9 protein-coding genes are annotated in these 10524 nt (G+C 62.7%); 5 read left to right on the forward strand and 4 right to left on the reverse strand.

The window, feature by feature from the left end; genetic code table 11:
* The first annotated feature begins 61 nt into the window (after positions 1 to 61).
* Positions 62 to 952: a DegV family protein gene (locus tag ABHR76_RS01915; RefSeq protein ID WP_195363630.1), complete on the forward strand. Its 891-nt coding sequence runs from the start codon at positions 62 to 64 to the stop codon at positions 950 to 952.
* 81 nt (positions 953 to 1033) lie between these two features.
* Here the strand turns inward: ABHR76_RS01915 and ABHR76_RS01920 are convergent, their stop codons facing one another.
* Positions 1034 to 2125, reverse strand: coding sequence for a beta/alpha barrel domain-containing protein (locus ABHR76_RS01920; RefSeq protein WP_099431937.1), 1092 nt, complete (start codon positions 2123 to 2125; stop codon positions 1034 to 1036).
* A 191-nt stretch (positions 2126 to 2316) separates the two neighbouring features.
* On the opposite strand from ABHR76_RS01920, the gene ABHR76_RS01925 reads away from it, so the two are divergent.
* On the forward strand, positions 2317 to 2487 hold the full coding sequence (locus ABHR76_RS01925; RefSeq protein WP_346976673.1) for a hypothetical protein: 171 nt from the start codon (positions 2317 to 2319) through the stop codon (positions 2485 to 2487).
* A gap of 24 nt (positions 2488 to 2511) precedes the next feature.
* Here ABHR76_RS01925 and ABHR76_RS01930 read toward each other — a convergent pair whose 3' ends face one another.
* Together ABHR76_RS01930 and ABHR76_RS01935 are read right to left on the reverse strand one after the other, a co-directional pair.
* A complete protein-coding gene (locus ABHR76_RS01930) occupies positions 2512 to 3615 on the reverse strand; it encodes an RsmB/NOP family class I SAM-dependent RNA methyltransferase (protein ID WP_346976674.1) in 1104 nt (367 codons plus the stop codon).
* A gap of 36 nt (positions 3616 to 3651) precedes the next feature.
* Positions 3652 to 5802, reverse strand: a complete 2151-nt coding sequence (locus tag ABHR76_RS01935) for a class I tRNA ligase family protein (protein ID WP_138340467.1) — start codon at positions 5800 to 5802, stop codon at positions 3652 to 3654.
* 132 nt (positions 5803 to 5934) lie between these two features.
* Here ABHR76_RS01935 and ABHR76_RS01940 point away from each other — a divergent pair, with 132 nt between their 5' ends.
* From ABHR76_RS01940 to queA, 3 genes are all read left to right on the forward strand, one after another.
* Positions 5935 to 6501: a DUF3267 domain-containing protein gene (locus ABHR76_RS01940; RefSeq protein ID WP_346976675.1), complete on the forward strand. Its 567-nt coding sequence runs from the start codon at positions 5935 to 5937 to the stop codon at positions 6499 to 6501.
* 10 nt (positions 6502 to 6511) lie between these two features.
* On the forward strand, positions 6512 to 7087 hold the full coding sequence (locus tag ABHR76_RS01945) for an epoxyqueuosine reductase QueH (protein WP_346976676.1): 576 nt from the start codon (positions 6512 to 6514) through the stop codon (positions 7085 to 7087).
* A 70-nt stretch (positions 7088 to 7157) separates the two neighbouring features.
* Complete coding sequence (gene queA, locus ABHR76_RS01950) at positions 7158 to 8369, forward strand: tRNA preQ1(34) S-adenosylmethionine ribosyltransferase-isomerase QueA (RefSeq protein WP_346976692.1); 1212 nt, start codon at positions 7158 to 7160, stop codon at positions 8367 to 8369.
* A 348-nt stretch (positions 8370 to 8717) separates the two neighbouring features.
* On the opposite strand, the gene ABHR76_RS01955 is transcribed toward queA, so the two are convergent.
* Positions 8718 to 10481, reverse strand: a complete 1764-nt coding sequence (locus ABHR76_RS01955; protein ID WP_346976677.1) for a coiled-coil domain-containing protein — start codon at positions 10479 to 10481, stop codon at positions 8718 to 8720.
* Positions 10482 to 10524 lie beyond the last annotated feature (43 nt).

Genomic DNA, 10524 nt, shown 5'->3' on the forward strand with positions numbered 1-10524 from the left:
TATGTACCGTATGTAGGCTCACTGTGCGATAATTTGCGCAGCAATGAGTAAGGAGCCTCATATGAGTGATTTTGTCCTGACCTGTGAATCCGCCGCCGATCGAACTCGGGAGTTCTTTGAATCGCGCAATATCCCTGTCGTGTGTTTTCATTACGAGATCGACGATGTTGTCTATACGGACGATCTGTATCAGTCGATTACGCCGGACGAGTTTTTTGCCCAGATTGCCGCAGGCGCCATGCCCAAGACGTCTCAGGTGAGCGTGGGTGAGTACGAGGAGTTTTGGGAGCCGCTTGTTGCCGAGGGTAAAGACGTGCTGCACCTGACGTTGTCGTCGGGTATTTCGGGTACGTATGGCTCGGCTTGCGTTGCGGCGCAGATGCTCGCGGATCGCTATCCCCAGGGCGGCAAGGTGCGCGTCATCGATTCGCTGGCGGCGTCTTCGGGCTTTGGCCTGCTGGCGGAATGTGCCGCCGACGTGCGCGATAGCGGGGCTTCACTCGACGAGACGGCTGCCTGGATCGAGGAGCACAAGCTCAAACTGCACCACTGGTTCTTCTCGACCGATCTGTCGAGCTACCTGCGCGGCGGTCGCATTTCGGCTGCGAGCGCGATCATCGGCACGGCGCTTAAGATTTGCCCGCTTATGACAGTCGATTGCGAAGGTGGGCTGTCGCCACGTGAGAAGATTCGCACTAAGAAGCGCGCGATTTCCGAGATGGCTAAGACCATGATGGCACACGTGCAGGACGGTGCGGATTATTCGGGTAAGTGCGTCATGTCGCACTCGGCGTGCCGCGAGGATGCCGAGGCAGTTGCGGCGCTGATCGAGGAACAGATTCCGCAGCTTAAAGGCAAGATTGAGATCAATAACATCGGTACTCTGATTGGCTCGCATACCGGACCTGGTACGGTGGCGCTCTTCTTTATGGGCGACAAGCGCGTGAATTAGTTTGCCCCATCACATCGCTGCATGATTGCTCAAACGAAAACGGCCCGCCTCACGTTTGTGGGGCGGGCCTTGCTGTTGGGGTTAGCGTTTCTTTCCGCGGAAGAAGAAGCCGTGCAGTGACGGCTTGAGGCCGCGGTTGGCGCGATGCTCCTCGACGCGCTCGTGGATCGAAGCGACGCGCTCGATGACTTCGTCGGGAATCGGCACGTCGGGATTCATGTTCTCGACTTGGCTGACCTCGGCGGCGGAGACCTGGTCGATAATGGGCACATCGTCGTGCGAGATGACAGGTGTGGCGTCTTCCTTCATCTTGCGATAACGCTGCATCATGTCGGTCTGCAGCTGCTGGGCCGAAGGCGGCGTCCAGATGATGGCGTTGGCGCCGGCGGCGATGGTTTCACGGATGCTCTCGGGCGTCTTGCCGCCCGGCGCGATGAGCGGCAGGTTGGGATAGTGCTTGCGCAGCTCGCGTAGGACCTGGGGCGTGTTCTTGCCGGCGGCGATGTTGAGAATCTTGGCTCCAGCGCGCACCTTGGCGTGGGCATCGTCGTCGCAGCGAACGACCGTAGCGATGACGGGGATGTCGGCGATGTTGGTGATGTGCTCGACCATCTCGGCGGTGGCGGGGGAGTTGACCACACAGCCCGCCGCGCCCTGCATCTCGGAGACGGCTGCCATCTGAACGGAGCGCTTGCCGGTGGTGGTGCCACCGCCCACGCCTACGAAGACCGGGCACTCGGCGACGGTCAGCAGCGCCTGCGTAATGGCGGGCTGCGGCGTGAAGGGGTAAACGGCAAAGACGGCATCGGCGTTGGAGTTGCGGATGACCGCGACGTCGGTGGTGTAGATGAGCGATTTGATACGACGGCCGAAGAGCGTGAAGCCGCTGGCCTCCTCAATCTCGTCAGGCATGCGAAGGGCCGCCTTGCGCAGGCGCCCGTCGATGGGCAGCGGCTCCATGGGAAGCAGTCCGTTGGGGGTCACGGCTACCTGGGGTTCGGTGAACTCGTCTGCGAGCTCGACCTCGGAGAAATCGACCGAGGCGACGATGTCCTCGTGAACCTCGGCGGGCACATCGATGGGGGCTTGGTCGTTTGCCGCGGCAGGCGTGTCGAAGGAGCTGGTGCCGACGAAGGCGTCGACGCGCTCATTTAGATCGTTGAGGGTATCCATGGAAGCTCGATTCTATGTGATGACGGCCGGCGCGATGCAGCCGGAATTGCGAATGCTAAATCGTTTGACGAGTTGATTTTTCCCCGCCGCGCCATCCGTTAGACCGAAGGGCCGGCGAACGTGAAGGAGCTGTGGTGGCGGGTATTGAGGTGCTATCTTGAATGTCCCGTTTAAAAGAGAGGTGACGCGGTATGGAATTGACAGCAATGTTTAGCTCGATTGGCCTGTGCGTGGGCGCAATCGTTGCCGCCGCGGTCATCTACTTTGTGGTCACGGCCATTAAGGGCAAAAGGGCCGAACGCAAGGAGCGCACGACGCTTAAACAGCATCGCGACCAGCAGAGCAAACGCGCACGGAGATAGCTTGTTGAGTTTTGGATCCGTGCGCTAGCTGCGTTTTCGGATCAGGGCAATGTAGAAGCCCTCAAAGTCGCGGCTAGGCGGAATGGTGAGCGTGCCGGGCAGGCCGTTGGCGATGGCCGATACCTGACCCGCGGCAATGGCCTCGGTCAGGGCGTTGGACTCGATGCGCGGCTCCTCACCAGCTTCCTGGGCGCGGCGTGCCTCACTTTCGCTTGGCGTGCCGTCGAGGGGGATGAGCTCGCAGTCCATATGCTTGTCGAGGGCCTCTTGCAGGGCGTCCTCGTTTTCCTGCGGCAAGATCGAACAAGTCGAATAGACGAGCGTGCCGCCCGGTTTGAGGGCTCCCATGGCGCGGTCCAGAAGCGCACGCTGCGAGCGGGCACACTTGCTCAGCAACTGCTCGGTCAGGCCGCGCAGGCTTTTCTCGTTGCCGCTGATAACGGTGCCCGTGCCGGTGCAGGGAGCGTCGAGCAGGATGCGGTCAAAGCGGAAGAACTCGTCGAGCTCGCGTGCGTCGGTGCGCATGACGGGCACGTTTTTTGCGCCTTGGCGGTGGAGGTTGGCTTCGAGCTTCTCGGCGCGGGGAATGCTCATCTCGCAGGCGGTAAGGTGCGCCTGCCCCTGCGTGAGGGCGGCGATCTGCGTCGTCTTGCCGCCAGGGGCTGCGCACATGTCCAGGATGTCCTCGCCTGCCTGGGCGCCCAGGACCAACGGCGGCATCATAGACGACAGACTTTGCAAGTAGATCTTGCCGTCGCGGTAGATGTCGAGGTCCCATAGGTCGGAAACCTGTGCTTCGGGCAGGATGAAGGCGTCTGGGTACCAGGTGACGGGGTTGTGAGCGATGCCGGCGGCATCGAGCGCCGCAGCGATGTCCTCGGCGGTTGCCTTGAGCGTGTTTGCGCGCAGCGTGACCGGGCGTGTGGCCGCGGCGCCGAAGCCCTCGATCATGAGCTCGGCATCGGCGGGCGCATAGGCGCCGGCGACCGTGTCGACCATAAAGCGCGGCAGGTCGGCGGCGGAGTGTTGGGCGGCAAGCTGGTCGGAAAGCTCGGTAGCAGCAAACTGCCTGAGCTTGAGCTCGGCCTTGACCTGCTTTTTCTGCTTACGACGACGCGGCTTGGACATCCGTCTTTCCTTCCCATTCCATTACATGTCGAGTGTTTAGTACTGGCTCTCGTGCTTGCTGAAGAAGTCGAAGCGCGGGGGCAGCGGCTTTACGCGGTGCTCGCCGGGCTTCTCGCCCAGGCTCTCCACAAACTCATCCGTGGAGGCGAAGATGTTATCCCAGCTAAAGAAGGCGACCGGGTCAACGTCGAAGTACTCGCAGATGAGCTCGCAGCCGGCCGGCACAATACCGTGCATCAGGACGGTCGCCACGCGCAGCTCGGTAAAGGCGTCGACGAGCGCCTGCGTCATCGCGGCATTGGCCGGCTCGCCCTCGAGCTTGTTGGCGGCCTTGGAGGCATCGCTCCAGCGCTTGTTGGCGGCGCGCAGGTAGTCGTCGCACACGGCAAGCGCGCGGTGCGTCTCGAACTTGTACATAGCCTGCTCAAAGGCGAGAGCTGCCTGCTCGGCGGCTTCGACCACGGCGGCAGAGGCCGCACCGGCGGGGATGCAGCCGTTGCGATAGGGGCTCTCGTCGCCCTCCTTGACGGCGACGCCGTAGAAGCAGCTGCGGGCCAGGCGGTTGAAGACGCCGGTCAGCAGCGCGCTCTCCTTAAGGGCCGGATCGATAACGCGTTTGTCGTCGCAGGCGCGCACCTCGTTGCCGTCCTTGTCCTTGCCGGTCACACGCGTGTCATATGCCTTGGGGCTAAAGCTCACCGGCTTCTCGGACAGGCCGAGCGACAGCCAATGCGCACGCATCTGCTCGCAGGTGTAGTGGTTGAGCAGGTCGTCTGCCGGCGGGGGAGGCGTCTGCGAGGACGAGCTGGCCTTTTTGCCCATGTAGAGCAGGTGGTAGCAGGCGCTGACGGTGCTCTGCGTGAGGTCCCAGCCCAGGGCCTCCCACATGGCGGTCTGCGCGATGCAGTAGAAGTAGATGTTGTCCTGACCGATAAACTGGTAGATCTGAGCGTCATCAGAGCACCACCAGTCGCGCCAGTCGAGCGAGCTGTGCTGGTAGGTCGGCGCGGGCACCTGTGTGGAATCGGCGGCGGGCTCGCCCATGAGGGCGGCATCCTGGGCGGCGACGCCCTCGGTCACGCCGGCGGCCTTGGCATCGCGCGCGAGCACGGTACGCGTATAGCTGATGGGCGCCCACAGGCTCTCGGGCCAGCACCAGCAGGTGACGTCGGAGACGCCATCGACCTCGGGCACCGGAACGCCCCAATCGATGTTGCCGGTGATGCGGAAGGGCACGAGCGCCTTGCCGCTGCGGAAGCGTACGCCGCCGTTGGCGAGCACCGCGTGGGCGTCGTCGCGCTCCTTCCAGCTGGGGAAGGTGACGGTGAAGCTGCTCTTGTTGCCCTCGGGCTCCAGCACGGTGTGCTCGGGGAGCTGGTCCTCGACGGCATCGAAGGCCTCGCGGAACTTGTTCTGGATGTAGAGCTGAGCCGGCAGCAGCCACTCCTCCATGGTCTTGGAGACCACGGAGCGAACCTGCGGGTTCTGGGCGAGCTTGGCGGTATAGGTCTTCATAAAGTCGAGGTAGGCCGGCAGGTCGAAGTAGAGGTTGTCTACCGGGCGCAGCTCGGGTACCTCGCCGGTGAGCTGGCTCTTGGGCGCGATGAGCTCCTCGGGCTCAAACTGGTGGCCCAGATCGCACTCGTCGGCATAAGCCTTCTCGGACTTGCAGCCCTGGATGGGGCAGCGGCCGATCACCTGACGGCCGTTGAGGAACGTGCCGGCCTTGGCATCGTAGAACTGCAGCGTGGAGCGCTTGGAGATGGTGCCCTGCTCGTGCAGGCGCTTGATAATCTCGGCGGTCACCTCGTTGTGAATCTGCGCAGCCGGCTCAAGGCCCGAGCCGCCGTAGATATCGCAGCTGATATTGTAGTTGTTGAGGGTCGCGGCCTGGCGGGAGTGATTGGACTCGACATACTCGCTAATGGACTTGTCGTAGCCCTCGTTCTCCTTGAGCTTGCGGTAGCTCTCCATGATGGGCGAGCCATAGCAGTCGGTGCCCGAGGTGAAGATGACGTTCTCGCGGCCCAGGCGGTCGCGCAGGAAGCGGGCGAAGAAGTCGGCCGGGACAAAGACGCCGCCAACGTGGCCAAAGTGAAGGCCCTTGTTGCCATAGGGCTCGCCGGCGGTAACGATGGCGCGGCGAGGCCAGCTGGGACGGTCGTTCATGGAGTATTTGGATGCCATGGGACTCCTTCGCATATGGTGGGAGCGCAGCCGGGCGTGGGGCTCGGCGACGCGGTGGTCAATTCGTGCATATCGTTCGACATTATCGCACATGCGGACGGGTACGTGGCAGGGGCGCTATCCTAAGATGCTATGAATGAGATTTCCAACATACATGCGTTTGAGGACGAGGATTTTCTGCACGCTTGCTTCGTGTGGGGGATGGCCGTGCTTGTGGTGTTTGCCGTGTGCCTGGTGCCGGTGTTTATGCTGCTGGGCGGGCCTGCAGACTTGGATGCGGCTGACGCGGGCGGCTGGATGGCTGTCTTGGGCTGGATAGTCGGCTTGGCTGCGATCTCAATGGCGTCGTTCGCCGTGCACGAGCTGGTGCACGGTGTGTTTTTTAAGCTGCTGGCGCCTGCGGGCGCGAAGGTGACCTTTGGGGCGAATCGCGAGACGGCGATGATCTATGCCTGCGCCGAAGGCGTTGTGTATTCGCACCGGCGGTACATGGCGGTTTGCCTGGCGCCGACGGTTGTTGTGACGACAGCGTTTGCCCTGGGGTTTGCGTTTTCGGGCTATCCGCTGCTGTGCTATCTGGCTGCCGGCTTGCATTTGTCGGGCTGTGTAGGCGACTGGTATTACGTGCGGACCATTTTGCGCGACCGCCGCATTGTCGCCTGCGAGGATACGTCCTTTGGCGTGCGCTTTTTTGGGTGAGGAGATGTCGATGAAGCCGTTGTTGCTGCATGCGTGCTGTGCACCATGCTCGCTTGAGCCGGTTCGCCTGCTGCGCGAGGAGGGGTTTGAGCCCACGATTTGCTGGACCAACCCCAATATTCAACCGCGCGATGAATGGCAGCGCCGCTTGGACGAGCTGCGCCGGTGGTGTGCCGATGGCGACATCGAGCTCATCGAGGCAGGGGAGGACCGTGAGCGCTGGGAGACCGGCGTGGCACCGCTGGGTGCCGATCGGCCTCGTCGCTGTCGCGCGTGCTATGCCCTGCGCTTGGCCGAGGCATGCCGCGTGGCCCAGGAGCGCGGGTTTGAGTTTGTGGGCACGACGCTCGCCGTCTCGCCGTACCAGCTGTTCGATACCTGCAATGACGTGCTTGAGCGCTTGGCGGCGGCACATGGGCTCACCCCGGTGATTCGCGATTTTCGCCCGTATTACCCCGAGGCGACACGCCGTTCGCGCGAGCTTGGCATGTATCGGCAGAGCTACTGTGGTTGCCGCTTCTCGGCTGTCGAGGCAGCCATGGACCGCGCCCGCATCCGTGACGAGCGCAAAGCTGCCAAAAAGTAGTTCATTTGGGACGTCAGCCTGCTAGGATGTAGAGCGGACTTTAGCTATATAAGGAGTATCCGACGTGTCTATGCGTACCGATGATTTTGACTACAACCTTCCTGAGGAACTGATTGCCCAGGCTCCTGCCGAGCCGCGCGACTCCTGCCGCCTGCTGGTGGTGGATCGCAAAGGCTCCCAGGCGGGGAAGCCGCTGGAGCACGGCGGTACCGTTGAGCACCGCATCTTCCGCGACATCATCGACTATATCGAGCCGGGCGATGTGCTCGTCATCAACAAGACGCGTGTGATGCCGGCCCGCCTGATCGGTCGCAAAGCCGGCTCGGGTGGCGTGGTCGAGACGCTGCTGCTCAAGCGCCGTGAGGATGTTGACCCGCTGGGCCACGTTTGGGAGTGCCTGGTCAAGCCGGGTAAGCGCCTGAAGCCCGGTGCTCAGATTGAGTATCGCGCCGGTGGCGCCCATGCGCCCGAGGGGGCTCCCGTGGTGCTGACGGCCGAGGTCATCGACTTTGTCTCCGATAGCCGCGGAGGCCGTCTGGTGCGCTTTGAGCCGGCCGGCTGCAATGCCGCCGGCGAGCCGCGCACGCTCGACGAGGCCATTCATGCTGCCGGTCACGTGCCGCTGCCGCCCTACATTACCGATTACGAGGGCGATCCCGAGAAGTACCAGACCGTCTACGCCATGAAGGAGGAGCACTCGGCTGCCGCTCCTACGGCGGGTCTGCACTTTACCCCCGAGCTCATGGCCGCTATCGAGGCCAAGGGCGCGAAGTTTGCCGCCGTCGAGCTCGAGGTGGGTATTGATACCTTCCGTCTGGTGGAGGAGGACGACCCCACGCAGCACGTCATGCACACCGAGCGCTACCACGTGTCACAGGAGGTTGTCGACGCCGTGCATAAGGCGAAGGCCGAGGGGCACCGCGTGATCGCCGTCGGCACCACCGCAGTACGCTCGCTCGAGAGCGCCTTTGACGCTGAGGCACCGGTGTCCGATCCGGCCGTGACGGCGCGCTATTTTGAGGGCCGCGAGGATGGGGCCGATACGCTCGGCCGCGGCGACATCGTGGCGCGCGAGAACGCTACGACGCAGCTTTACCTCATGCCCGGCTCGACCTATCACGTGGTCGACGCGCTGATCACGAACTTCCACGTGCCGCGCTCCACGCTCATGATGCTCGTGAGCGCGCTTGCCACCCGCGACCAGATCATGGATGCCTACGCCGCCGCCATCGAGGAGCGCTACCGCTTCTTCAGCTTTGGCGATGCGATGCTCATTTGTTAGTTACGCGGTTCTACGAACCGCGTAACTGCTCGACGCTGCAAACGCCCCTAAGCGGCAATCTGACGTTCAATCGTCGGGCATGACCAGAAGGTCAATGCCCTCCTCTTTCACGTCACCTTGCTCGCTTAGGGGCGTTTTCGCTGTCCGCGCCAAAACATTGGCGTTGCCGTGGTTGTTGCTGTAGTCATTGGGGACGTTCTTGTTCGACTAGTCGTTTAAGAACGTCCCCAATGACTACCTTGCATCAATCTAATAAGTTGCGGTGAGATAGTTCTTGAATTGGCCTTTTTGAGGGCTAAACAGGAACTATCTCACCGCAACTGCGTTGAGCGTTTTTTGGCAGCTGGTTTACTTGCTTGCGAACAGCCAGACCAGGATGATCACCAGGATTGCGGCGACTATGCAGACGATGGCGCCGGTGAATTTGATGCGTGAGTCGCGGGTGCGCTCTCGTACGTCGTCTTCGGTGGCCTCCAGCTGGGCGACTTCTCGCTCGGTCTCGGTGTGTTCGGCTTTGTCTCGGGCCAAGGACCCTGCAAGCGACTCGGTGATCTCTGGGTGGTCGTGCACCTCGGTCGCCTGTTCGATGATCGACTGCGCATGTGCGGCATCTGCTTGGGCGTTGGCGATGGTCTGCTCCTGCTCGCGGCGTGCCTTGTCCTCCGCGGCGATCTTCTCGCGCAGTTCGCGCTGACGAGTCGCGGCGGCGGTCTTCGCCGTCTGCAGCTCGTCGCGCGCGGTATCGGCTTCGGTCGTCACGGCTTGGTGCGCGCGTTTTGCGTCGGCGATAGGGGCTTGAGCCTGCTCGACGGCCTGCTCGGCTGCGGCAAGCGAGTGCTCAAGGTCGGCGGTGATGCGCGGGACATCTTCTTCGGCTTTACGCAGGGCATCTGCCGTGTCGGAAATCTGCATCGAGAGCTCGCTGGTGCGCACCGTATAGTTGGCGGGATTTGCCGAGGGATTGCGTTGCAGCTCGGCATACTCATGACGCAGCGTCTCGAGCTGGGCGCGCGTGGCGTCGACGGTTTGTTGTGCGGCGGCAATGCCGGCGTCTCGCTCTGCCTTCACCTTGTCGCGGATGCGCTTGGAATCCTCAAGACGTCGAACGAGGCGGTTGCCGGTCTCGCGCGAGCTCGCCTCGCGGGCCTCCACGGCATCGAGCGCGGCCTTCAGGCGGAGCTCAATCGCGTCATCCTCTGTCTTCATTTGTTCGAGCTGACCCTTGAGCTCTGTCGCTTTGGAGGCGTGGGCATTACGGTCAATCTCGGCGGCCGCTGCAGTCTTTTGGGCCGTGGCGATCGCCTGGCGCTGGTCGGCGACAATCTGGTCGTAGCGGCCTGCGATATCCTGGCGCGTCTCGAGTTCCTCGGTCTGGTCAGCAATGCGCTGCTCAAGTTCGGCCAGGTGGGCACGGGCATCGGCAAGTGCCTTTTTCGCGGCGTTCATCTCGCGCATGGCCGAGGCGCCCTGGGCGATAAAGGTGCCCACGGCGTTCGCGGTGTTCGAGACGGCGGTCCCCAGATCGCGGCTCGCGGCGGGGGAGTGTGGGGCGGTCGGGCGAGCGGTGTCGGCGGCGTCCGCATCGGTAGCCTGCGGCGCGGCGATATTGCCGGTGCCGCCCTCGACCACAGAAAAGCCTGCTGCGTGCGGGTCGACCGCATCGGCGCCAATCGTGGGATGCTCGAGCTGCAGAAACGAGGGCATGGCGCTGCCCTGGTCGGCAACCGGAGTCTCGCCGGGTACGAAGGTCGAGGCTGCCTCGGCGGCCTCCTCTTCCTCGGCGTCAACGTCAGCGTCGGCCACGGCGTCTTTCATCGCTTTGACGGCATCCATCATGGAGTCCATGACGGCGTCGAGCTCTTCTTCCGAAGAAACCTCGATAGGGCCCGTAGCTTGCGGAGCGGCATCCTGTACGGGGTCGTCGTCCTGAGCGGGCGCATCGTCGTTTTGCTCGTCTGCATCTTCGGCGCCAGGGGTTTCCGCCGTAGCGCTTTCGTCCAAGAATGGGTCGTCGAGGTCAATATCATCGCAGGTCACAGCGTCAGCATCTGCGGTGACGTCTGCGGAATCATCAATATGCTGTTGAGTCTGGGGGTCCAGCTCGTCTGTCATAGGCATGTGCTCCTCATCGTTGTTTGTTACCCTATGATAAAGT

This window comes from Collinsella aerofaciens, from assembly GCF_039752985.1.
Classification (GTDB): domain Bacteria; phylum Actinomycetota; class Coriobacteriia; order Coriobacteriales; family Coriobacteriaceae; genus Collinsella; species Collinsella aerofaciens_BT.